The 23,659-nt window shown below is 72.2% G+C and carries 17 protein-coding genes and 1 pseudogene; 12 read left to right on the top strand and 6 right to left on the bottom strand.

What is annotated here, in order from left to right; translation table 11 throughout:
* Positions 1-52: 52 nt before the first annotated feature.
* Positions 53-826 carry an SDR family oxidoreductase gene (locus tag K4G64_RS14355; protein WP_221756429.1) on the bottom strand — a complete coding sequence of 258 codons (774 nt, stop codon included), beginning with the start codon at positions 824-826 and terminating at the stop codon, positions 53-55.
* Between the two features lie 94 nt (positions 827-920).
* A complete protein-coding gene (locus tag K4G64_RS14350; RefSeq protein WP_221756428.1) occupies positions 921-1,589 on the bottom strand; it encodes an MOSC domain-containing protein in 669 nt (222 codons plus the stop codon).
* A gap of 81 nt (positions 1,590-1,670) precedes the next feature.
* Here K4G64_RS14350 and K4G64_RS14345 point away from each other — a divergent pair, with 81 nt between their 5' ends.
* Positions 1,671-2,570 carry a LysR family transcriptional regulator gene (locus K4G64_RS14345; RefSeq protein ID WP_221756427.1) on the top strand — a complete coding sequence of 300 codons (900 nt, stop codon included), beginning with the start codon at positions 1,671-1,673 and terminating at the stop codon, positions 2,568-2,570.
* Positions 2,571-2,716: 146 nt separating this feature from the next.
* Here K4G64_RS14345 and K4G64_RS14340 read toward each other — a convergent pair whose 3' ends face one another.
* Positions 2,717-3,046 carry a WhiB family transcriptional regulator gene (locus K4G64_RS14340; RefSeq protein WP_004927066.1) on the bottom strand — a complete coding sequence of 110 codons (330 nt, stop codon included), beginning with the start codon at positions 3,044-3,046 and terminating at the stop codon, positions 2,717-2,719.
* Between the two features lie 380 nt (positions 3,047-3,426).
* Between K4G64_RS14340 and K4G64_RS14335 the strand changes: the two genes are divergently transcribed.
* The 4 genes from K4G64_RS14335 to K4G64_RS14320 all read left to right on the top strand — a co-directional run bounded on the left by K4G64_RS14335 (position 3,427) and on the right by K4G64_RS14320 (position 7,959).
* Positions 3,427-4,038: a response regulator transcription factor gene (locus K4G64_RS14335; RefSeq protein ID WP_003948568.1), complete on the top strand. Its 612-nt coding sequence runs from the start codon at positions 3,427-3,429 to the stop codon at positions 4,036-4,038.
* A gap of 445 nt (positions 4,039-4,483) precedes the next feature.
* Entirely contained in the window at positions 4,484-5,071 is a 588-nt protein-coding gene (locus tag K4G64_RS14330) for a sigma-70 family RNA polymerase sigma factor (RefSeq protein WP_185014700.1), read from the top strand.
* A gap of 153 nt (positions 5,072-5,224) precedes the next feature.
* The gene (guaB, locus tag K4G64_RS14325; protein WP_221756426.1) at positions 5,225-6,730 is read left to right on the top strand and encodes an IMP dehydrogenase; all 1,506 of its coding nucleotides are present in this window, start codon (positions 5,225-5,227) and stop codon (positions 6,728-6,730) included.
* A gap of 104 nt (positions 6,731-6,834) precedes the next feature.
* Positions 6,835-7,959 carry a GuaB3 family IMP dehydrogenase-related protein gene (locus K4G64_RS14320; protein ID WP_221756425.1) on the top strand — a complete coding sequence of 375 codons (1,125 nt, stop codon included), beginning with the start codon at positions 6,835-6,837 and terminating at the stop codon, positions 7,957-7,959.
* 149 nt (positions 7,960-8,108) lie between these two features.
* Here the strand turns inward: K4G64_RS14320 and K4G64_RS14315 are convergent, their stop codons facing one another.
* Together K4G64_RS14315 and K4G64_RS14310 are read right to left on the bottom strand one after the other, a co-directional pair.
* Positions 8,109-8,249 carry a hypothetical protein gene (locus tag K4G64_RS14315; protein WP_221756424.1) on the bottom strand — a complete coding sequence of 47 codons (141 nt, stop codon included), beginning with the start codon at positions 8,247-8,249 and terminating at the stop codon, positions 8,109-8,111.
* 355 nt (positions 8,250-8,604) lie between these two features.
* On the bottom strand, positions 8,605-9,813 hold the full coding sequence (locus K4G64_RS14310) for a nucleotide sugar dehydrogenase (RefSeq protein ID WP_221756423.1): 1,209 nt from the start codon (positions 9,811-9,813) through the stop codon (positions 8,605-8,607).
* Between the two features lie 271 nt (positions 9,814-10,084).
* On the opposite strand from K4G64_RS14310, the gene K4G64_RS14305 reads away from it, so the two are divergent.
* Positions 10,085-11,791 carry a glycerol-3-phosphate dehydrogenase/oxidase gene (locus K4G64_RS14305; RefSeq protein ID WP_221756422.1) on the top strand — a complete coding sequence of 569 codons (1,707 nt, stop codon included), beginning with the start codon at positions 10,085-10,087 and terminating at the stop codon, positions 11,789-11,791.
* A gap of 77 nt (positions 11,792-11,868) precedes the next feature.
* Here K4G64_RS14305 and K4G64_RS14300 read toward each other — a convergent pair whose 3' ends face one another.
* Complete coding sequence (locus K4G64_RS14300; protein WP_221756421.1) at positions 11,869-12,912, bottom strand: serine hydrolase; 1,044 nt, start codon at positions 12,910-12,912, stop codon at positions 11,869-11,871.
* A 171-nt stretch (positions 12,913-13,083) separates the two neighbouring features.
* Here K4G64_RS14300 and K4G64_RS14295 point away from each other — a divergent pair, with 171 nt between their 5' ends.
* The 6 genes and pseudogenes from K4G64_RS14295 to K4G64_RS14270 all read left to right on the top strand — a co-directional run.
* Entirely contained in the window at positions 13,084-15,129 is a 2,046-nt protein-coding gene (locus K4G64_RS14295; protein WP_221756420.1) for a serine/threonine-protein kinase, read from the top strand.
* A 153-nt stretch (positions 15,130-15,282) separates the two neighbouring features.
* Positions 15,283-17,545: pseudogene (locus tag K4G64_RS14290) on the top strand (protein kinase).
* A 167-nt stretch (positions 17,546-17,712) separates the two neighbouring features.
* The gene (locus K4G64_RS14285) at positions 17,713-19,425 is read left to right on the top strand and encodes a protein kinase (protein ID WP_221756419.1); all 1,713 of its coding nucleotides are present in this window, start codon (positions 17,713-17,715) and stop codon (positions 19,423-19,425) included.
* 92 nt (positions 19,426-19,517) lie between these two features.
* Positions 19,518-20,699 (top strand): serine/threonine-protein kinase, encoded by a 1,182-nt coding sequence (locus K4G64_RS14280; protein ID WP_221756418.1) that lies wholly within the window; start codon positions 19,518-19,520, stop codon positions 20,697-20,699.
* 120 nt (positions 20,700-20,819) lie between these two features.
* Entirely contained in the window at positions 20,820-22,475 is a 1,656-nt protein-coding gene (locus K4G64_RS14275; protein WP_221756417.1) for a serine/threonine-protein kinase, read from the top strand.
* Positions 22,476-22,547: 72 nt separating this feature from the next.
* Positions 22,548-23,659: serine/threonine-protein kinase (locus K4G64_RS14270; RefSeq protein ID WP_260460443.1), on the top strand; the 1,112-nt coding region annotated here is incomplete at its 3' end.

The raw sequence follows: 23,659 nt of genomic DNA, 5'->3' as shown, positions 1-23,659 counted from the left end.
CCTCTCGGCTCATGAGGCATGAGGAGAAGAGGAGGAGCCGGCCGACGCGCGCCTACTGCGGACCGTACTTCCTGCCCGTCCTGGAGGACACCGCCCCGAGCATCCCCCGCGGCACCAGCTTCGCCGCCCCCATCAGCGCCTTGTAGCGCGGGTCCGGGATGGACAGCGTCTTGCCGCGCGCCAGGTCGTGCAGCGCTGCCGCCACCAGCTTGTCCGCGTCGAGCCACATCCAGCCCGGGATGTTGTCGGTGCCCATCCCGGCCCGCTCGTGGAACTCGGTGCGCACGAACCCCGGGCACAGCGCCATCAGCCGTACGCCGCTGCCGGCCAGGTCGCGCGCCGCACCCTGGGTGAACTGCACGACCCAGGCCTTGGAGGCGCCGTAGGTGCCCCGGGGGACGAACGCGGCCACCGACGCGACGTTGACCACGCCGCCCCGGCCCCGCTCCCGCATCGCCTCGGTCGCCGCCGACGTCAGCCGCAGCACGGCCTCGCAGTGCACCTTCAGCATCCGCAGCTCGTCGGCCATGGAGACGTCCAGGTAGCGGCCCTTGTTGCCGAATCCGGCGTTGTTGATCAGGAGGTCGATGGGGTTCTTGCGGTCGCCGAGGCGTCCGGCCACCGCCTCGATCCCCTTGTCCTCGGCCAGGTCGGCCGTCAGCACCTCCGCCTCGATGCCGTGCCGGTCGTGCAGCTCGGTCGCCTGTTCCCGTAGCCGCTTGGTGTCGCGAGCCACCAGCACCAGGTTGTGCCCGTCGGCCGCCAGTCGCCGCGCGAACGCGGCCCCGATGCCTGCCGTCGATCCCGTAATCAGAGCCGTTGTCATGGCAGAAGGTTAGTGACCTGGACCGGGTGCATCCGCTTCCCCGGGGGGTGGTCCGTGGTGAAGGGTCGGTGGAGACAGGCGTGGTGAACGGCCGTCAGGCCCCGTACTTGTCCTTGTACTCCCGCGCCGTGCGCAGCAGCTCCGGGTGCAGGGCCTCGCCCGCGGCCAGCAGTCTGGGCAGCAGTGTCCGCTCGGTCGTCACCGCCCGGAACTGCAGGGCCACGGTCACGTCGTGGCCGGGCCGGTGCACGATCTCGACGGCGTCGCCCGCGCGGATCTCCCCGGGCACGATGACCCGCAGGTACGCCCCCGGCGCCCCGCGCTGCGTGAACCGCTTCACCCAGCCCTTCTCGTCCATGTGGGCCTGGAACGTACGGCACGGAATCCGCCCGGAGGTGATCTCCAGCACCACCTCGGGCCCGACCCGCCAGCGCTCGCCGATCAGGGCACCGGACACGTCCAGTCCGCTGGTCGTGAGGTTCTCGCCGAACGCGCCGTCGGGCAGGGTCCGGCCCAGTTCGCGCTCCCACTCGTCCATGTCCTCGCGGGCCATGGCGTACACCGCCTGGTCGTCACCGCCGTGGTGCTCCAGCTTGCATACCGCGTCACCGGCCAACCCGCTCCCGCCGATCCCCTTGGGCCCGGGCGCGGACACCCGCACCGGCCCGTCCACCGGTCGCTTGTCGATCCCGGTCACGCCCCCGGGGCCGTCCGCGTACGGCGCGGCCTCGGCACGGCCCAGATTCACAGACAGAAGCTTCATGCACCGCACGGTAAGCGACCGCACCCCAAAGCGTCGACGCATTATTCGCATCGCCGTCAAAGGGTCGCTTATCCTCGAAGCGTGATCGAAGCTCGTCATCTCCGCGTCCTGCGCGCCGTCGCGACCACCGGCTCCTTCTCCGCCGCGGGCCGCGAGCTGGGCTGCACCCAGCCCGCCGTCAGTCAGCAGATGAAGGCGCTGGAGACCTCCGTGGGCACACCGCTGCTGATCCGCACGGGACGCGAGATGCGCCTGACCCAGGCCGGCGAGGCGCTGGTGCGGCACGCCTCCGGGATTCTCGCCGGGCTCACGGCCGCGGAGGAGGAGGTCGCCGCCATCGCCGGGCTGCGCGCGGGCCGGGTCCGGCTCGTCTCCTTCCCCAGCGGCAGCTCCACGCTCGTCCCCACGGCCCTGGCAGCACTGCGGGCGGAGCACCCCGGCACCCGTGTCTCCCTGGAGGAGGCCGAGCCGCCCGCCTCCGTGGGTCTGCTGCGCGAGGGCGACTGCGACGTGGCGCTCGCCTTCCGCTACGAGGGGGCGGCCGGCGCGGAGGAGTGGAACGACCTCGTCGTACGGCCGCTGCTGTCGGACCGGCTCGTCGCGCTCGTGCCGGAGCGGCACCGGCTCGCGGGCGCGGAGTCCGTCGACATCGGCGAGCTCACCGAGGAGCCGTGGATCGCGGGCTGCCCGCGCTGCCGCGGACAGCTGATCGAGGTGTGCGCGGCGGCCGGCTTCACCCCGCGCATCGACTTCGCCACCGACGACTATCCGGCGGTGGTCGGGCTGGTCGGCGCCGGCCTGGGCGTGGCCGTGCTGCCCCAGCTGGCCGTCGAGTCGGTACGGCCCCGGGGGGTGCGCGCCGTGCGGCTCGAACCGGCGGTGCGACGGGAGATCGTCGCGCTCACGCTGCCCGACCTCGCACAGGTCCCGGCCGTGGCGGCAACACTCGACCAGCTGGCCCGGGCCGCCCACCGCCAGTAGCCGCCCGCCGCTAGTAGCCGCCCGCCGCTAGTAGCCGCCCGCCGCCAGTAGCCGCCCGCCGCCGGTGGCGGCCCGCCGTCAGTGGCGGTCCACCCGCGTCAAAAACCAACGGCACGCATGCGCGTGCCCTTCGAAGAAACGTTCCTTCAGTTGTTCGAGGCGGTGTGCCCGCCCGATGCCGACGCCGACACCAGCCGGTTGCGCGCCCGCCCCATCAGCTCTTCGCGCTCGTCCTCGGTCAGCCCGCCCCACACGCCGTACGGCTCACGCACCGCCAGGGCGTGAGCAGCGCACTCCGCGCGTACCGGGCACCTCATGCAGACCTCTTTGGCCGAGTTCTCACGAGCGCTCCTCGCCGCACCGCGCTCGCCCTCCGGATGGAAGAACAGCGAGCTGTCCACCCCGCGACAGGCGGCCAGCAGCTGCCAGTCCCACAGGTCCGCGTTCGGTCCGGGAAGGCGGGAGAAATCTGCCATTACGTGACCCCTTGTAGCCGTTCTGGGCGGATCCGGTGTCTACGACCGTACAACTACGATCTAAGGAGATGAAAATATGACTCATTGCGAATCTAGCTCCAGACACTGGCAAAGCGGAAGAAATGGGTCTGAATGGGGCATAGGTTGTGATGAAAGTTCGAGGGTCTGCTGCGCATATCTGCACCGTGTCCGTCCCCTCACGTAGAGTGCCGAAGATGGCAGCCACCCCCGTAACTCTTTCGAGTGACCGTCGTTGAGAGTGCGAGGCGGTTGAAGGAACAAGCGCTCGGACGGGCGTCCGAGTGGGTCGACCGCACAGGTGACGATTTCGTACCAGCCTGGAGGCTCAAGGTGACGTGCATCAGCTGCGGAGGGCGGTCATGACATCCGTCCTCGTCTGCGACGACTCCCCGCTTGCCCGAGAGGCGCTCCGTCGGGCGGTGGCGACCGTGCCCGGCGTAGAGCGCGTGACGACGGCGGCCAACGGCGAGGAAGTCCTCCGCCGCTGGGGGGCCGACCGCTCGGACCTGATTCTGATGGACGTACGCATGCCCGGACTGGGCGGCGTCGAGACGGTCCGGCGGCTGCTGTCCGCCGACCCCGGTGCGCGCATCATCATGCTCACCGTCGCCGAGGACCTGGACGGTGTGGCCCTCGCGGTCGCCGCCGGTGCCCGCGGCTATCTGCACAAGGACGCCTCCCGCGCGGAGCTCCGCGCGACGGTGACGCAGGCCCTGGCCGACCCGACCTGGCGGCTCGCCCCGCGCCGGCTGCGCTCGGCCGAGATGGGCGCGGCGCCCACGCTCACGGCGCGTGAGATCCAGGTCCTCGAAGGCATGAGCCACGGCCGCTCGAATGCCGAGATCGGCCGCGAGCTGTTCCTCTCCGAGGACACCGTCAAGACGCACGCCCGGCGCCTGTTCAAGAAGCTCGGCGCCTCGGACCGGGCCCACGCCGTGGCGCTCGGCTTCCGGTGGGGTCTGGTGCGCTAGGGCCTGTCCTTCGGATCGGGCCGGCTTCGACGCGCGGCCTCCGGCGAGGGTCGGAGAGCGGGGGCACACGGATGCCCCCGCGCGGACCGGAGCCGGCGGCCGACGGCGGCACCGGTCGGCAGCCGCTTCCGCCCGGGCGAGGCCGAGAGCCCGGGAGGGCGAGGGCCGAGGTCCCCGGAATGATCCGAACGGCAGGTCCCAGCGGTCGTAGTGAGAGCAGGGAACGCCAGGTGGGCGCGGGTGGACCGGTGGTCCGCCGGAGGCCTGCTGCTCGTTTCGCCGCGGATGCCGCATCCTTGAGGGTGTGGAGTTCCTCGGGGACGAGTCGGTCGAGCGGAAGGGGAGGGCGCAGGGAATGAGTGCCGGCGCACCTGCTCATAACGCTTCAGTGCACAACAACGGGCGCGGTGCCGCGGACCCCGCGGCCGCAAGGCACCATGGACCGATGCGCGACGACGAGGCGGCCCATGCCCAGGGCCCGATCGGGGCGCTCGTCCACCGCGCCGTCGACGGGGACGAGCAGGCGACGCACGACCTGCTCGCCCATGTCCACCCCCTGGCCCTGCGCTACTGCCGCACCCGTCTGTCCCGTCTCCCGGGCGACGCGCGGCACTTCGTGGAGGACCTCGCGCAGGAGGTCTGCGTGGCGGTGCTCCTCGCCCTGCCCCGCTACCGGGACACCGGCCGTCCCTTCGAGGCGTTCGTCTTCGCCATCGCCGCTCACAAGGTCGCCGACCTGCAGCGCGCGGCGATGCGGCACCCCGGCTCGACGGCCGTCCCTTCCGACGAGATGCCCGAGCGCCCCGACGACTCCCTGGGCCCGGAGGAGCGCGCCCTGCTCAGCAGCGACGCGGAATGGGCCAAGAAACTCCTGGCCAACCTCCCCGAGAACCAGCGGGAGCTGCTCCTGCTGCGCATCGCGGTGGGACTCACGGCCGAGGAGACCGGTCAGATGTTGGGAATGTCACCCGGTGCGGTCCGGGTTGCCCAGCACAGGGCGCTGAGCCGGTTGCGGGCGCTGGCCGAGCAGTAGTCCGGCTTGGAGAGCCCCCCAGTTGAACAGGCGGTGCGCCGCTTCCGTACGAACATACGAAGCCCGGAGCCGGGCGGAACCGTGGAATGAGACAGCCGCGCTTCCCGTTAGCATGGACATCCGCACCGATCAAGGCCATTTGGGGAAGGTGTCATGACTGCCAACGTCGACGGAGTGCCCGGAAAATTCGCGACACTCGGGCTGACCTACGACGACGTGCTGCTGCTGCCGGGTGCATCCGAGGTGCTCCCCAACGCGGTCGACACCTCGTCCCGCATCTCCCGCAACGTCCGGGTCAACATCCCGCTGCTCTCCGCGGCGATGGACAAGGTGACCGAGTCCCGCATGGCGATCGCAATGGCCCGCCAGGGCGGCGTCGGCGTGCTGCACCGCAACCTCTCGATCGAGGACCAGGTCAACCAGGTCGACCTCGTGAAGCGCTCCGAGTCCGGCATGGTCACCGACCCGATCACGGTGCACCCCGACGCGACGCTGGGCGAGGCCGACGCCCTGTGCGCCAAGTTCCGCATCAGCGGCGTCCCCGTCACCGACGGCAACAAGAAGCTGCTGGGCATCGTCACCAACCGCGACATGGCCTTCGAGACCGACCGCACCCGTCAGGTGCGCGAGGTCATGACACCGATGCCGCTGGTCACCGGCAAGGTCGGCATCTCCGGCGCGGACGCCATGGAGCTGCTGCGCCGCCACAAGATCGAGAAGCTGCCGCTGGTCGACGACGCGGGCATCCTCAAGGGCCTCATCACGGTCAAGGACTTCGTCAAGGCCGAGCAGTACCCCAACGCGGCCAAGGACTCCGAGGGCCGGCTGCTCGTCGGTGCCGCCGTGGGCGCCAGCCCCGAGGCCCTGGAGCGCGCCCAGGCGCTCGCCGGCGCCGGTGTGGACTTCCTGGTCGTCGACACCTCGCACGGCCACAACAGCAACGCGCTCAGCTGGATGGCGAAGATCAAGTCGAGCGTCGGCGTCGACGTGATCGGCGGCAACGTCGCTACCCGTGACGGCGCCCAGGCGCTGATCGACGCCGGCGTCGACGGCATCAAGGTGGGCGTGGGCCCCGGCTCGATCTGCACCACCCGCGTGGTCGCCGGTATCGGCGTCCCGCAGGTCACGGCCATCTACGAGGCGTCCCTCGCGGCCCGCCCGGCGGGCATCCCGCTGATCGGCGACGGCGGCCTGCAGTACTCCGGCGACATCGGCAAGGCCCTGGCCGCCGGTGCCGACACGGTCATGCTCGGCAGCCTCCTCGCGGGCTGTGAGGAGTCCCCGGGCGAGCTGCAGTTCATCAACGGCAAGCAGTTCAAGTCCTACCGCGGCATGGGCTCGCTCGGCGCGATGCAGTCCCGCGGCCAGGCCAAGTCGTACTCCAAGGACCGCTACTTCCAGGCCGAGGTCGGCTCCGACGACAAGCTCGTGCCCGAGGGCATCGAGGGCCAGGTGCCCTACCGCGGTCCGCTGGCCAACGTGCTGCACCAGCTCGTCGGCGGTCTGCGCCAGACCATGGGCTACGTGGGCGCCGCCTCCATCGACGAGATGGAGACCAAGGGCCGCTTCGTCCGGATCACCTCCGCGGGCCTCAAGGAGAGCCACCCGCACGACATCCAGATGACGGTCGAGGCGCCGAACTACAGCCGCAGCAAGTAGCGGCCCCCCTTCCGAGGGCGGCCCCGGGGCATCCGGGGCCGCCCTCGTCGTGCCCGTCGGCGATACTGGAAGACGCTGCAACGCATCAGGGAAAGGCCACAGACGTGACTGAGATCGAGATCGGGCGCGGCAAGCGCGGCCGCCGGGCGTACGCCTTCGACGACATCGCCGTCGTCCCCAGCCGCCGTACGCGGGACCCGAAGGAGGTCTCGATCGCCTGGCAGATCGACGCCTACCGCTTCGAGCTGCCCTTCCTGGCCGCTCCCATGGACTCGGTCGTCTCCCCGGCCACCGCGATCCGCATCGGCGAGCTCGGCGGCCTCGGCGTGCTGAACCTCGAGGGCCTTTGGACGCGCTACGAGGACCCGCAGCCGCTGCTCGACGAGATCGCCGGGCTGGACTCGGAGAACGCGACCCGCCGTCTGCAGGAGATCTACGCGGCTCCCATCAAGGAGGAGCTGATCGGGCAGCGCATCAAGGAGGTGCGCGACTCCGGCGTCGTCACCGCCGCCGCGCTCTCCCCGCAGCGCACCGCCCAGTTCTCGAAGGCCGTCGTGGACGCGGGCGTGGACATCTTCGTCATCCGCGGTACGACGGTTTCGGCGGAGCACGTCTCCGGCGCGCACGAGCCGCTGAACCTGAAGCAGTTCATCTACGAGCTGGACGTCCCGGTGATCGTCGGCGGCTGCGCCACGTACACGGCGGCCCTGCACCTGATGCGCACCGGCGCGGCCGGCGTGCTGGTCGGCTTCGGCGGCGGCGCGGCGCACACCACGCGCAACGTCCTCGGCATCCAGGTCCCGATGGCCACGGCGGTCGCGGACGTGGCCGCCGCACGCCGTGACTACATGGACGAGTCCGGCGGCCGGTACGTGCACGTGATCGCGGACGGCGGTGTCGGCTGGTCCGGCGACCTGCCCAAGGCGATCGCCTGCGGCGCCGACTCGGTCATGATGGGCTCCCCGCTGGCCCGCGCGACCGACGGCCCGGGCAAGGGCCACCACTGGGGCATGGAGGCCGTGAACGAGGAGCTGCCGCGCGGCAAGAAGGTCGACCTCGGCACGGTCGGGACCATCGAGGAGATCCTCACCGGCCCGTCCCACACCCCCGACGGCTCCATGAACCTCTTCGGTGCCCTGCGTCGCGCCATGGCCACGACCGGCTACAGCGAGCTCAAGGAGTTCCAGCGCGTCGAGGTGACGGTGGCGGACTCGCAGCACTCGCGGTAGTCCGTTCCGACGGAGAAGGGCCTGGTCACTCGGGGGAGTGGCCGGGCCCTTTTGCGTGCCCAAGTGGCTTTGGCGGGGCGCATGTTGCCGTTGGGGGGCGCACGGGTGCCTTCGGGCCGTTCGGCCCCGGGGAAGGCGGTTTCGAGGCGCTACTGTCCTTGATCGGCGCCCCGGTTCTTCTGGGTGCCCCCTTCCAAGGACATGGTCCGGACCCCGCCCTCGGGGCCCGGCCCGATGCCGACGAGCCGTTCACCGGGCCACTGGGCGGCGTCGTGGAAGGGGGCGCCCATGGGACGTCACCGCAAGCCCACCCGCTGGGACCGACTCCGTCTTCGGACGGTGCAGTGCCGGAGGAGGTGGATCTTGCGGATTTTCGGATGGTGAGCGGCCGCCCCCACGAAGACTAGGGGCGGACACTCCGTGATCCATCCTGGAGCCTGCCGCAGTGCCCTCTGCGGTGGGCTCCGTCTTGTTTCGGATGGTGAGCGGCCGCCCCCAGAAGAAGTAGGGGCGGACACTCCGTGATCCATCCTGGAGCCTGCCGCAGTGGCCTCTGCGGTGGGCTCCACCTGTGTCCGTAAGGTACCCGGGCGGAGTGCCGCATGCCACCAGTCCCCTGGGCTGACGCACCCCGCGCGCCCCCCTTCACAACCGATGCGCCGCCCCTGTGGGAGCCGCCCCGCGCGTGTCCAGCAGCAGCTGGGCCTTCACCGACAGGCCCTGGAGGTCGTAGGTGCGGTGCTGCTGGAGCAGGATGGTCAGGTCCGCGTCGGCCGCCGCCTCGTAGAGGGAGTCCGCGCGGGGGATGGGGCGGTCGAGGACCCTCCAGGCGGGGACGTGGGGGTCGTGGTAGCTGACCGAGGCGCCCAGTTCCATCAGGCGCAGGGCGATCTCCTGGGCCGGGGTGCCCTGGAGGTCGGCGAGGTCGGGCTTGTACGTGACGCCGAGGAGGAGCACGCGGGCGCCCCGTGCCGACTTGCCGTGTTCGTTGAGGAGCGTGGCGGCGCGCTGGACGACGTAGCCCGGCATGCGGTTGTTGACCTCCTGGGCCAGTTCCACCATGCGCAGGCCGCGGCCGCCTCCGGTGGTCATGTCCTGGGGGACGGAGTGGCCGCCGACGCCGGGGCCCGGGCGGAAGGCCTGGAAGCCGAACGGCTTGGTCTCCGCGCAGCGGATGACGTCCCACAGATCGACGCCCAGGTCGTTGCAGAGGACGGCCATCTCGTTGACGAGGGCGATGTTCACGTGTCGGTAGTTGGTCTCCAGCAGCTGCACGGTCTCCGCTTCGCGCAGTCCACGCGCGCGTACCACCTTGTCGGTCAGCCGTCCGTGGAACGCGGCGGCCGACTCGGTGCAGGCCGGGGTGAGGCCGCCGATGACCTTGGGCGTGGTCGCCGGCGTGACGTCCCGGTTGCCTGGGTCGACGCGGCTGGGGGAGTACGCGAGGTGGAAGTCGCGGCCCGCGCGCAGCCCGGAGCCCTCTTCGAGGATCGGACGCAGGAATTCCTCCGTGGTCCCCGGGTACACAGGTGACTCCAGGATCACCGTGGTGTGCGGGCGCAGGTGGGCGGCCAGGGTACGGGCGGCCGCTTCGAGCTGGCTCAGATCGAGCCCGCCGTCCGCGCCCCGCGGGGTCGGCGCGCAGATGACCGCGGTACGCACCCGGCCGAGCTCGGCCGGGTCGGTGGTCGGCCGGAAGCCCCCCGAGAGCATCCGGCGCAGTTCGGCGGGCCTGAGCGAGCCCGCCTCGGGTCCGGTCCGGTAGCCGAGGGTGGGGATGCCTGCGGCTACGGCGGCCTGGGCCAGGGGCAGGCCGTACGCGCCGAGTCCGATGACGGCGAGATCTGCGGGCATGGCGTGGCCGTCCTTCCCGATAGCCGAAGTGGGACAGGTGCGCAAGCCCTGTGGACAGGACGGGCGAGCGCAATGTCAGACTAGGAGTAAATATGACCGATATGCGGGATTGCCCGGCCGAGTTTCGGTGAGTGTTCCGTGAGCGTTGTCCACAGGCTGAGGGTCCGTGGTGGCTGAAGTCGGGCAACCCGGTCAGAATCTGGGCAGGGGGATACGGACGGGGTCTCACCCGACGGGTGCGGCCCGCGCGACCGATCAGCGGGAGGCAGCGGTGAGGACAGCGACACTCGGACCGGCGCAGCGCGCCGAGTCACTCGCATCGATGGCCGAGCGCGAGCTGGACGTGCTGGTCGTGGGTGCAGGCGTGGTCGGTGCGGGCACCGCGCTCGACGCCGTGACTCGGGGCCTGTCCACAGGTCTGGTCGAGGCGCGTGACTGGGCGTCCGGCACCTCCAGCCGGTCCAGCAAGCTCATCCACGGCGGCCTGCGCTATCTGGAGATGCTCGACTTCGCGCTCGTCCGCGAGGCCCTGAAGGAGCGCGGCCTGCTGCTGGAGCGGCTCGCGCCGCATCTGGTGAAGCCCGTACCGTTCCTGTACCCACTGCAGCACAAGGGCTGGGAGCGGCTGTACGCCGGTTCGGGCGTCGCCATGTACGACGCCATGTCCATGGCCCGCGGTCACGGCCGGGGCCTGCCGGTGCACCGCCACCTGACGCGCTCTCACGCCCTGCGCGTGGCCCCCTGCTTGAAGAAGGACGCGCTGGTGGGCGCGTTGCAGTACTACGACGCGCAGATGGACGACGCCCGGTATGTGGCGAACCTGGTGCGCACGGCGGTGGCGTACGGCGCGAAGGCCGCCAACCGGGCGCCGGTGACGGGCTTCCTGCGCGAGGGCGAGCGGGTCGTCGGGGCCCGGGTGCAGGACGTCGAGGCGGGCGGCGAGTACGAGATCCACGCCAAGCAGGTCGTCAACGCGACCGGCGTGTGGACGGACGACACTCAGGCGATGGTCGGGGAGCGCGGCCAGTTCCACGTCCGGGCGTCCAAGGGCGTCCACCTGGTCGTGCCGCGCGACCGGATCCACTCCACGACCGGGCTGATCCTGCGCACGGAGAAGTCGGTGCTGTTCGTCATCCCCTGGGGCCGGCACTGGATCATCGGCACCACGGACACCGACTGGGACCTCGACAAGGCCCACCCCGCCGCGTCCAGCGCGGACATCGACTACCTGCTGGGACATGTGAACTCGGTGCTGGCGGTGCCGCTCTCCAGGGACGACGTGGAGGGCGTGTACGCGGGTCTGCGGCCGCTGCTCGCGGGTGAGTCCGACGCGACCAGCAAGCTGTCGCGCGAGCACACCGTGGCGCATCCGGTGCCCGGGCTGGTCGTCGTGGCGGGCGGCAAGTACACGACGTACCGGGTCATGGCCAAGGATGCGGTGGACGAGGCGGTGCACGGACTCGACATGCGCGTCGCCGAGTGCGTCACCGAGGACGTGCCGCTGCTGGGCGCCGAGGGCTACCCGGCGCTGTGGAACGCGCGGGCGCGGATCGCCGCCCGGACCGGGCTCCACGTGGTGCGGATCGAGCACCTGCTGAACCGCTACGGGGCGATGACGGAGGAGCTTCTCGAGCTCATCGCCGAGGACCCGTCGCTGGGCAAGCCCCTGCCCGCGGCCGACGACTATCTGCGCGCCGAGATCGTGTACGCGGCCTCCCACGAGGGAGCGCGGCATCTGGACGACGTGCTGACCCGGCGGACGCGCATCTCTATCGAGACCTTCGACCGGGGCACCCGCAGCGCACGCGACGCGGCGCAGTTGATGGCGCCGGTGCTGGGCTGGGACAAGGACCAGATCGAGCGCGAGGTCGAGCACTACCAGAAGCGGGTGGAGGCCGAGCGGGAGTCGCAGCGGCAGCCGGACGACCTGACGGCGGACGCGGCGCGGCTGGGGGCGCCGGACATCGCGCCGTTGTAGGTCCGACGGCAGGGTTCCTTCGCATGTCACTCGAACGAGTGCCGGGAAGCGGGATCTTCGTTCGAGGGCGGGTCGTTCTACGAGGTGCGAGGGCAGAACTCGGCCGCGAGCATCGCGGGTTCGAGACCGGGATCTGCTATCGCGTCCGTGTTCACGCGGAAGGTGAGGACACGACGGCCGTCGACGGTGGCCGCGGTGCGCACGTAGCTGCCGGATATGTGCCCGTTGTGCCCCCACACCCTCGTGCCGCACGGAAGTCTCTCGGGAAACAGCCCCATGCCGTACGCGCCGTGTGCGGCACGGGTGTCGAGCATCTCGCGCAGCCAGTGCGGGGGCAGCAGCCGACCGCCGAGCAGGGCCGCGTAGAAGCGGTCCAGGTCGGTGAGCGTGGACACCAACTCGCCCGCGGCTCCGGCCACCCGCGGGTCGAGTGCGGTGACGTCGGTTCCGCCGGCGGTGTAGGCGCGACCGTGCGGTGAGGGCAGCGAGGAGCGGGACCCGGGGAAGGAGGTGCCCGTCAGCCGAAGGGGAGTGATGATGCGGCGCTCGGCCTCAGTGGCGTACGAGTGGCCGGTGACCTCCTCGATGACCAGGCCGAGCAAGACGTAGTTGGTGTTGGAGTAGGAGAAGTGGCCGCGTTCGGCCGGGGGGTGGGTGAGAGCGATGTTCAGGGCCTGACGGGGTGTGACGGGGGCGGCTCCGCCGGTGTCCGTGGTGAAGTCGCGCAGTCCGCTGGTGTGGGTGAGCAGGGAGCGCAGGGTCAGCGCGCGGCCGTCGTTGCCCGCTCCTCGCACCAGGCCCGGCAGGTGCTGCTCCACCGTGTCGGACAGCGACAGCCGGTGCTCGGCGGCCAGTTGCAGCACGACCGTCGCGATGAACGTCTTCGTGATGCTTCCGGCACGGAAGTGGTCCGACCGGGCGATTCCCGGGCCATTCGCGGCATAGCGGGTGATGGTGCCCTCCCGGGCGAGGAGGGCCGCGGCCGGGGCCCTGCCCTGCGTCACCAGCAACGGCAGCACCGCGTCGACCGGCGGCATCGAGAGGGCCGACGAGTCGGCCGGTGGCAGGGCGAGGAGGACTGCGGCCGCGGGCAGCGCCAGCAATGTCCGAATCGACGGCATGCGGACTCCTCCCTGGTCAGGGCCCATCATGCAAGGCCACGTGGGCCGTGCCGCACCCGGGTGCCCGGGGGCCGGGGCCGCGGGGGCTCGCCAGGGGGCCCCTGGGCGCCGGGCACTTGTCGGGTGAGAGACAATGGAGGCTCTGTCAGGGCGGGTTGTATGAGGGGACGCATGTCGGAGGCGGAGCGGGCGGGCACATCTCGTCAGGACACTCGTCAGGACACCAGGGAGCGTCTCCTCGCGGGGCGTTACCGGTTGGGCAAGGTGCTCGGCCGCGGCGGCATGGGCACGGTGTGGCGCGCCGAGGACGAGACGCTGGGGCGGACGGTCGCCGTCAAGGAGCTGCGGTTCCCGACGAACATCGACCAGGAGGAGAAGCGGCGGCTGATCACGCGGACGCTGCGCGAGGCCAAGGCCATCGCGCGGATCCGCAACAACAGCGCCGTGACGGTCTTCGACGTCGTCCAGGAGGACGACCGGCCCTGGATCGTGATGGAGCTCGTCGAGGGCAAGTCGCTCGCCGAGGTCATCCGGGAGGACGGCCTGCTCGAGCCGAAGCGCGCCGCCGAGGTCGGGCTCGCCGTCCTCGACGTGCTGCGCTCCGCCCACCGCGAGGGCATCCTGCACCGCGACGTGAAGCCGTCGAACGTCCTGATCTCCGACGACGGCCGGGTCGTGCTCACCGACTTCGGTATCGCCCAGGTCGAGGGCGACCCGTCCATCACCTCGACCGGCATGCTCGTCGGCGCGCCCTCCTACATCTCCCCCGAGCGGGCGCGCGGGCACAAGCCGGGCCCGGCGGCCGACCTGTGGTCCCTCGGCGGACTGCTGTACGCGGCGGTGGAAGGCGCGCCGCCGTACGACAAGGGGTCGGCCATAGCGACTCTCACGGCGGTGATGACCGAGCCGCTGGAGGAGCCGAAGAACGCGGGTCCGCTGAAGGACGTCATCCACGGGCTGCTCACCAAGGACCCCGCACAGCGGCTTGACGACGCGGGCGCCCGGGCGATGCTGAACTCGGTGCTGCACGCGCCCGAGACTCCCGAGCCGATGGACGCCACGAAGGTCGTGCCGCTGCCGGCACAGCCCGACAGGGCCTCGCGCAAGGGGGGCTCGTCGGGGTCCGGCGGCAAGCGGGGCGAGGAGGCCGGGGAGCGGTTGCGCGGGGCGCTGCGTTCCGTGCGGAAGGCCGCCTCGGGCTCGGCTGCCGCGGGAGCTGCCGCCGCGTCGGCCAAGTCCGGTGGCGACGAGGACTCTTCGGGATCGGCGGCCACGGCCTCCTCCGCGTCGGACAGCGGCGTGGGACGCAGCGGGACCGTCGGTGCGTCGTCGACCAAGCCGGGCTCTGGGACGGACGCCGCCGGTGAGCGCGGTGCGCCGGAGTCGAAGACGGCCTCCGGGGGGCGGAGTTCGGGGTGGCCCGTGGTGCCGCCGCCGGACCTGCCGCCGAGGCCCGTGGCCCGGGCGCCGCTCACCGACGTGGTGCCGCGCCGGACCCTGATGATCATCGCGGTCGTCGTGGCGCTCGCCGTGATCGGCACCGTGCTCGCCATCGTGCTCAGCGGTGACGACAAGGGCTCGAAGGGTGCCTCCGGCGAAGGCGGCGGGAAGACCGTCGCCACGGCGTCGGACGGCGCCGACACCAAGGGCGACAAGAGCGACGGCACGCGTACCGACGGCGCCGAGAGCGAGCCCGGGTCGTCCGGGCCCGCCTCGAACGGCACGCCCACCGGCCAGTCGGGCGACTCCTCGGACGAGGGCGGATCCGGCGGCGGGAAGGGCACCGCGGCGGAGTCGACTCACCAGGGGAACCAGGGGTACTCGATCGGTCTGCCGAAGGGCTGGAAGTACCAGTCCACGGCTGCGGCGGGCGACCGCTTCACCGGGCCCGACGGGCAGAAGCTGCTCGTCGCCTGGACGTCCACGCCCAAGGGCGACCCGGTGGCGGACTGGAAGAACCAGGAGCGCTACATGGTGCGGGCGCAGTACAAGAGGATCCGTATAGAGAAGGTGGACTACCGCGGCTGGAACGCCGCCGACTGGGAGTTCACCTACTCGGACGGCGGCACCAAGTACCGCACCATCGACCGGGGTTTCGTGGTCGACGGCAAGTACGGGTACGCGTTGATGTATACGGCCAAGGCGGCAGGCTGGGGCGGCGACGTGCGCAAGGAGACGTGGCGGACGCTCACGAAGACCTTCGAACCCAAGTCCTGAGCATGCGGCGCCCCGGGATTGGGGAGTGAGATCTGGCATCCCCGCATTGCGGGTTGCCTGCGGCACGTATCGTAAATGTTTGCGGACCGTGCGCAGCCGAATCGGACCGCGGGGCGAACGGATGTGACCGACCGGGCTGCCGGGGGAGGCAACGTGGACGACTACGCGGGTCGGGTGCTGGCCGACCGCTACCGCCTGCCACTGCCGCCGTCCGACGAGTACGAACTCACCGAGACCCGTGCCTTCGACACCTACAGCGGACAGGAAGTCCTGGTCCGGCAGGTGCCGTTGCCCGAGGTGGTCGAGGCCGAGGTCCTCGACGCGGAGGGGCTGCCCGACGGTTTCACGGCACGTGACGGTGGGGCCCGGCGGTCCGGCGCCCGGGCGGGCGCCACCCGCACCGGCACCCGGCGGCCCGCGGATCCGGTGGTGCGACGTGCGGTGGAGGCGGCGCAGGCCGCAGCGGCGATTCCCGACCACCCCCGACTCGACCAGGTCTTCGACGTGTTCGCCGAGGGCGGTTCGCTGTGGATCGTCAGCGAGCTGGTGGCCGCGCGCCCGCTGGCCGCCCTGCTCGCCGAGAAGCCGCTGACGCCGTACCGGGCGGCCGAGGTCGCCTCCGACGTCCTGATGGCCCTTCGGGTGCTGCACGCGCACGGCTGGGTGCACCGGAACATCACCGCGCGGACGGTGCTCGTCTGCGACGACGGCCGGGTGATGCTGACCGGCCTGGCGGTGGGCGCGGCGGAAGAGGCGCTGTGCGGGTACGACCCGGTGCCCGAACCACCCTTCGAGGAATCCGGGCAGTGCCGCCCGCCCGCCCTGCTGTGCCTCCTGCACCCGGGCGGCACTGCCCGGAGCCCGCACCGACCCCGACGCCGGGGGCGCGCCCCACGCCAACGGTTCGGCGCAGTCGCCGTACATCCCCGGACAGGGCACCGCCCCCGGGGCCGTACCGCCCGGGCGGATCGCCGACCCCTACGGTGTGGGCGGCCATCCACGGACGACGGCCTGGCACGGTGCCGCGCCCCGCGGCGCGACCGGCGGGGCGACGGCGGCGCAGGGCCGCGAGCAGGCGGCGCTCCCCCCGGCCCCGGACACCGCGGCCCACGGCGAGCCCACCCGCTGGGACGACCTGGTCGCCGACACCCCCGCACCCCGGCGCGGTCCGGCCACGGCGCTGGCCGCAGAGCGGGCGCGGCAGGCGCGGATGGCCGTGGTCGGGCCCGTGACCGAGCGCTGGGCGCCCGAGCAGGCGGGGCCGGTGCACGAGAACTGGCAGCTGGCCGCGCCGATCGGTCCCGCGACCGACCTGTGGGCGCTCGGCGCGCTGCTCTTCAGGGCCGTGCAGGGGCACGCGCCCTACCCGGAGGAGTCGACGGCCGAGCTGGTGCAGATGGTGTGCGCCGAGCCGCCCGCGTACGCCGAGGAGTGCGGGCCGCTGCGGCCGGTCGTGGAGTCGCTGCTGCGTCAGGACCCGACCGAGCGCCTCGACTTCGAGGAGGTGCGCGGCTGGCTGCGCTCACTGGTGCGCTCGGCGCCCGAGCCGGAGGCCGGGGTGCATGTGATCGCCGCGCCGCCCGTCGACGCCCGGCGGCTGCCCGTCGTACGGCGCCGGGGCGAGCTCGTGCGCCGGCGCAAGGCCGGGCTGCCCGCGCACCACGGGCGGCACAAGCGGGCCAAGCAGGAGTCCGGTTCGCCGCGCCGTCTCGGCCGCACCCTGCTCGTGCTGGTCCTGCTCGCGATGGCCGCGGCGATCGCCTACGCCATGCTGTTCATGCCCAAGGCGAAGACCGAGGGCGCGGACAGCGCGGACCGCACCGGAGCCGCCGGTGAGGTCGGCCGGGCGCCCGAGCCGGACGCCAGCAGCGAGCCCCGGCCCGACCAGACCTCGCCCGGGCCGGAGAAGAGCCCGTCCTCGTCGGCCGGCACCACTGAGACCCAGACCACCGACCCGGACGTCGCCGACGGCTTCACTCTGCGCAAGGACTCGGCGGGCTTCCAGGTCGCCGTCGCCAAGGGCTGGGACCGGACTCCGCGCAACGGCAGCGGCCAGGTCGTCTACTCCAAGGGCGACTTCGAGCTCATCGTCGTAGCGGGCCGGGACAGCGCGTCGTCGTACGGCAGTGACCCGATGACCTACCAGCGGGAGAGGGAGCGCGAGTTGCAGCCCTACCGCGACTCCAGCTGGGCCACCTCCACCGGGCTGAAGACGATCGAGGTGGGCGGACGGACCATGGCCGAGGGGCAGTTCACCTGGACCGGCGGCGACGGGGGCGAGCTGTACGTGCGCAATCTGGCGATGCTGGTCGAGGGGCGCTATCACGTGGTCCAGGTGCGCGGCCCGGAATCCGAACGGGACGAGGTGACGCGGCTGTACGAGCGGGCGGCGGCGACGTACAAGGCCACGGGATGAGCGACCGGCGCGCCGCCTGTACGCCGCAGTTCACACTCTGGTTGCCTCACGTCCCGGCAGGCGACAACCGTCACAGTGCGGTCACCGTGGTACCCCGCTTGTTCCCTGGTTGAGGGCGGGTCCTTACGCTGACCCTGTCAAGACCATTGCGGGGCAACGTGAATCAGATGCAGGGCCTGCTCGTCGCGGGCCGCTACCGGCTGGCCGAATCCATCGGCAGTGGCGGCATGGGCCGGGTCTGGCGTGCCCATGACGAGGTGCTGCACCGGTCCGTCGCCATCAAGGAGTTGACGGCCGCCCTCTACGTCTCGGAGAGCGAGCAGGCGATCCTGCTGGCGCGCACCCGGGCGGAGGCCAGGGCGGCGGCGCGCATCAACCACTCCGCGGTCGTGACGGTGCACGACGTGCTGGAGCACGACGGCCGCCCCTGGATCGTGATGGAGCTGGTCGAGGGCCGCTCCCTGGCCGACGCGGTCAAGGAGGAGGGGCGCGTCGAGCCACGCGAGGCGGCGCGCATCGGCCTCTGGGTACTGAGAGCCCTGCGCGCCGCGCACACCGCCGGCGTCCTGCACCGCGACATCAAGCCGGGCAACGTCCTCCTCGGCCGCGACGGACGCGTCCTGCTCACGGACTTCGGCATCGCCCAGATCGAGGGCGACACGACCATCACACGCACCGGAGAGGTCGTCGGGTCGGTCGACTACCTGGCGCCCGAGCGCGTACGCGGCCACGACCCGGGCCCGTCCTCCGACCTGTGGGCCCTGGGCGCGACGCTCTACACGGCGGTGGAGGGCCGGTCGCCGTTCCGCCGCACCACGCCGCTGACCACCATGCAGGCCGTGGTGGAGGAGGAGGCCGCCGAGCTCCGGCACGCCGGTCCGCTCACCCCCGTCATCATCTCCCTGCTGCGCAAGGACCCGAACACCCGGCCCGGCGCCTCCGAGGCCGAGCAGATGCTCGCCGAGGCGGCGGAGGGACGACGGCCGAACGGGGCGCAGGCGTACGTCCCCACGCAGTACGGCGGGGCGACACCGTACCGGGACGCCCACAGCGGCACCGGGCCGGTCGCCACCGGCACTTCCGGCACCGGTCCCGTCGTCGGCACCCGCTCGGGTTCGCACACCGGGACACCGCTCCCGCCGCTGGCCGGCCCCCCGGTCACCGGGACGTCCACGGCCGGTGCGACGCCGTACGGCCCCACCAAAGCCACCACGCTCGGCCCGACGTCGACCGGCCCGCAGCCGGCCGGTTCGGGCAGACGCCGCAGGCTGCGCACCCTCGCCCTGATCGTCGCGCTCGCGGCCATCGTCGGCGGAGCAACGGCTGTGGTGCTCCAGCAGTGGCACCAGAACCGGCAGGGCGGATCCGGCTCGTCGGTCTCGACGACGGAGGGGCCGGGGGGATCGGTTCCGGACAGCTGGATCCGCTACGACGACCCCGCCGGGTTCAGCCTCCACCTGCCGAAGGGCTGGAAGCGCACGCCCTTCGGCCCCCAGGGCGAGCTCAAGCAGATCGACTACTCACCGGACGGCGGACGGCACTTCGTGCGGATCGCCGTCGACAGGTCACCGGACTTCGCCGACCCCTACGCCCACCAACTCGACCTGGAGCAGCAGCTTCAGCGGTTGGTCGACTACAAGCGGGTCAGGCTGGAGCGCAACGTCTACCGTGACCGGGAGGGCGCCCGGTGGGAGTACACCTGGACCGCCCAGCCCAAGGACATCAAGTTCCCCGGCCCGCGCCGGGCCGTCGAGGAGACGTACGTGGCCCGCGACGGCACCGAGTACGCGCTCTACATGTCGTCACCCGCGGCGGACTGGCCGACGGTGAGCAAGCAGTTCACCGCGTTGCTGCAGGGCTGGCAGGAGAAGACCTCCTGAGGCGAGGGCACTTCTGACGAGGGGCTGTCTGTTTCGGCCACCGGCGGCTCACGGTCCCGGAGGGCTTCCGTCCGTTGGGGCATGATTGCCGCATGGGGACCGAGGGGCACAGCAGGCGTGTCATCGCGGGCCGTTACCGGCTCGAGGAAAGACTCGGGCGCGGTGGCATGGGCGTGGTCTGGCGGGCGACCGACCGGTTGCTCGGCCGGAGCGTGGCCGTCAAGGAGCTCCCCTACGACGAGACGCTCTCCGCGGCGCAGGCCCGTCGGCAGCGGGACCGTACGCTGCGCGAGGCCCGGGCCCTCGCCCAGCTGAGCCACCCGCACATCATCGTCGTCCACGACGTCGTGGAGGACGACGAACGCCCTTACATCGTCATGGAGTTGATCGAGGGCGGCTCGCTCGCCGACCGGCTCGCCCAGCGCGGTCCCGTCGACGCCGCCGAAGCGGCCCGCATCGGCATCGCCCTGCTCGGTGCGCTGGGCGCCGCGCACGCGGCCGGGGTGTTGCACCGCGACCTCAAGCCGGACAACGTGCTGCTGGAGACGGGCACCGACCGGGTCGTCCTCACCGACTTCGGCATCGCCCAGGTCGCGGGCACCCCCACGCTCACCGAGAACGGGTCCTTCGTCGGCTCGCCCGAGTACACCGCGCCCGAGCGGATGTCCGGGGCCAGGACCGGCCCCGAGTCCGACCTGTGGTCGCTGGGCGCGCTGCTGTGCGCGGCCCTCAGCGGGGAGTCGCCCTTCCACCGCGACTCGCTGGGCGGCATCCTGCACGCGGTCGTGGTGGGCGACATCCAACCGCCCGCGCAGGCCGGGCCGCTCCTGCCCGTCGTACGCGGGCTGCTGGAGCGCGATCCGGACCGGCGGCTGGACGGGGACCGGGCGGAACGGATGCTCCGGGCCTTTCGCGACACGGGCCGCACGCCGATGTCGCCACCGCCCGACTACCCGCCGACGGTGGGGGACGTGCCGCGTCGACGGCCGTTGAGCCTCCCCGTCCGGCAACCGTCCGCGTCGCCGGTCGAGCCGGCCGGCCCGGGCCGGCCGGAGGAACCCTTTTTCCGGCAGCCCACGCGGCGCGTGCTCATCGCGGCGCTGCTGGTCGCGGCGATGGCGGGAGCGGGGGTGTCCGCGGCGGCCCTGCTCGCGGGGGAGGGGGATGGGAACGGCGGTCCCGTGCCGACGAGTTCCGCATCGACACCGGCGAAGACCTCGAAGGCGCCGACAACCCGGCCGGCCTCCCCGGGCGCGTCCGCGGCCACCCCGTGACGGCGCCCGAGCCCCGCACCGCGACAAAGAGGGCGATAAGCCCCCTTCGACGTCACGGGTCGGTGACCGGCTCGCGTCCTTTGTGGATCCGCGGGCGGTTGGCGCGATATGGATGAACCCATGAGCAGCAACGGGGGAGCCCGATCCGGGGCCGACGAGCCGACGAGTTTTGTACTGCAACCGCCGAACCAGCAGGCGCCGGTGCCGGGCAATCCCTACGCCACCCCGGCCGCGTCACCCACCCAGGTCGTGCCGTCCCAGGCGGCTCAGATGTCCGAGGATGTCGGTGCGGGGCGGCTCATCGCCGGACGCTACCGGCTGCTGGCCAAGCTCGGGCACGGCGGCATGGGCACGGTATGGCGGGCCAAGGACGAGACGGTGGACCGGGAGGTCGCCGTCAAGGAACCTCGCGTCCCGGAGCACCTTCCCGAACGTGAACGGTCCAACGCCTTCGAGCGAATGCGCCGCGAGGCCCGGGCGGCGGCCCGGCTCGACCACCCGGCGGTGGTCGACGTGCACGACGTCGCGGTCGTGGAGGACCAGCCCTGGATCGTGATGGAGCTGGTGCGGGGCCGCTCACTGGGCGACGCGCTCCAGGAGGGCACCCTGTCCGCGCGCGAGGCCGCCCGGGTCGGCCTGGAGGTGCTCGGCGCGCTGGAGGCCGCGCACGCGGCGGGCATCCTGCACCGCGACGTGAAACCGGACAACGTCCTGCTCGGCCGGCACGACCGGGTCGTCCTCACGGACTTCGGCATCGCCCAGATCGAGGGCGAGACCAACCTGACCGACACCGGCGGCTTCGTCGGCTCGCCCGAGTACATCGCACCCGAGCGCGTGCTCGGACAGCGCCCGGGACCCGCCAGCGACCTGTGGTCCCTCGGTGTGGTGCTCTACGCGGCGACGGAGGGCGTCTCCCCGTTCCGCCGCAGCAACACCCCCGCCACGCTCCAGTCCGTCCTCAACGCCACACCCGCGCCTCCCGCTTCGGCCCAGGGCCCGCTCGCCGAGGCCATCAACGGCCTGCTGCACAAGGACCCGGCCCGCAGGCCCAACGCCGCGCAGGTGCGGGCCCTGCTGGAGGCGGCCGCGAACCCGCCCGCCACCTTGCCCACTCAGGCCGTGCAGGTCAGGGGCCCGGGCGAGGGCGGCCGGGGCGTCCGGCTCGGTCGGAAGGCCTGGCTCGGACTGGGTGCGGCGGTCGTCGCGGCGGCGGTGACGGCGTACCTGGTGATCGCGGACCCGTTCGCCGGGCCGCTGCCCGAGGGCTGGGAGGTCAAGCAGGAGAAGGACCTCGCCGCGTCACTCGCCGTCCCCGCCGAGTACCAGCGGACGGTGCCCGACCGGAAGTCCGACCAGGGCCACTGGGTCACGTACACCGACTGGAGCGGCAGCATCTGGATCGGCCTGAGGCTGGAGAAGAAGGCCGAGGACACCGGCGGCAACATCGCCGGTTCCGCGGCCGCCGAGATGTACGACGACGACACCCGGTTCAAGGAGAGCGGCAGCTACGAGCTCGACATGGACGAGGGGCCGAAGAAGTCGGACCCCAGGGTGACCACGTACCGCGACAAGAAGGCCGCCCGGAACACCGTCCCCTTCCTCACCGAAGACAGCGAGAACCCCCGCCCCCGGGAACTCCAGATCTTCTACTACCGGACTCCCGGCGGCGACATGTACAAGCTCACCGTCAGCTACCCCGGCAAGGGCGACTTCACCGATCGCGGACGTGAGGTGGCGAGCGCGGCCATCGCGAACCTGGACATCGACAAGACCTGATCCCGGTCGGTCCAACTGCCGTCAAAACGACCCGCGTCGACAAGCAGGCGCCGCGCGGGGTACTGATGGGGCATGAGCAACGACGGGGGCGGGACGGACGACGCCCGGGGCCGACTGGTCGGCGGGCGGTACCGGCTGATCGAGCGCATCGGCTCCGGCGGCACCGGCACCGTCTGGCGGGCCCACGACGACCTCGCACAGTGTGAAGTCGCCGTGAGACAGCCCCGGTTGCCGGGCGGCCCGAACGACGAGGGTCACCGGCGGGCGGCCCACCGGCTCCACCGTGAGGCCCGGGCCGCGGCCCGGGTCGACCATCCCGCCGCCGTCACCATCCACGATGTGGTCGTCGAGGCGGAGCAGCGGGACGAACGACCCGGTCCCGTGGGCCCCGACGATCTCGACGCGGGCGAGGCGCTCGACGGGCTGCCGTGGATCGTCATGGAGCTGGTGCCCGGGGAGTCCCTGCGCGAGGCGCTCCGACGCGGCCCGGTCGGCGTGCGCGAAGCCGCCCGGATCGGTCTCGCCGTGCTCGGTGCCCTGCGCGCCGCGCACTCCGTCGGCATCGTGCACCGGGACGTGAAGCCCGCCCATGTGCTGCTCGGCCCGCACGGGCGGGTCGTCGTCACCGACTTCGGCATCGCCCACGTCCAGGGCGAGGGCTTCCTCACCGCGGGCGGGGAGTCCGCCGCGGACTCGCTGGAGTTCGTCGCCCCCGAGAGGGCATCCGGCCGCATCGCGGGACCCGCGTCCGACCTGTGGTCGCTGGGCGCCCTGCTGTACACGGCCGTCGAGGGCTCGTCCCCGTTCCTGCGGGCCACGCCCGAGGCCACGCTCGCCGCGATCCTCGCCGCCGAGCCGCCCGAACCGACGCGGGCCGGCCCCCTCGGGCCGCTGATCGCACGACTGCTGGTACCGGACCCCGAACAGCGGCCGGCCGCCGAGGAGGTCGCGAAGGACCTGGAGGCGGCGGCGGGACCAACTCCGGCACCGGCATCAACGGCACCGGTACTGACACCAGCACCGGCACCGGCCGAGCGGCCGCAGCCGGTCGAACCCATACGCACCCCCGACGCCCCGGTGTCCGCCGCCGTGCCCTCCGGACAGCCCGCCCCGGTGTCCGCCGCCGTGTCCGCCGGACAGCCCGACCCGGTGCCGGCCGCCGTGCCCGCCGGACAGCCCGACCC

Origin of the sequence: Streptomyces sp. WAC04114, assembly GCF_019733245.1 — a bacterium.
Classification (GTDB): domain Bacteria; phylum Actinomycetota; class Actinomycetes; order Streptomycetales; family Streptomycetaceae; genus Streptomyces; species Streptomyces massasporeus_A.
This window is presented reverse-complemented; position numbering and strand designations above follow the sequence as displayed.